The sequence below is a fragment of the Gordonia sp. UBA7599 genome, assembly GCA_002477755.1.
GTDB lineage: Bacteria > Actinomycetota > Actinomycetes > Mycobacteriales > Mycobacteriaceae > Gordonia.
This window is the reverse complement of sequence record DLKD01000012.1, coordinates 27,197-27,437: the sequence shown is the minus strand read 5'-3', so window position 1 is coordinate 27,437 and position 241 is coordinate 27,197. Positions and strand designations below refer to the sequence as shown.

At 73.9% G+C, this 241-nt stretch carries 1 pseudogene; it reads right to left on the bottom strand.

Annotated features, from left to right (window positions below):
- A pseudogene (locus B4L26_RS01355) lies at window positions 1-241 on the bottom strand (DNA-binding protein); the annotation flags it as partial.

Sequence of the window (241 nt, the reverse complement as noted above, 5' to 3'; positions counted from 1 at the left end):
GTGCCGGTGCCCCGCGCGCTCGCGGCCTGCCCCGCGACTTCGTCGGCGGTGCGCATCCGGGTGATCACCGTGGCCAGTTGTTCGACGGTGGGGGCGGCACGTCCAGGTCGGTCACCATTGCTCGACCACACCGTCCGGGATGATTCGACGCGCACGCCCCGTGGCCGCACGTCGACGAGCGCCCCGGACGAGTCCTCGGCGGCGGGTGCGAAACCGGCTGCGCGCAGCGCGTCGAGCACGT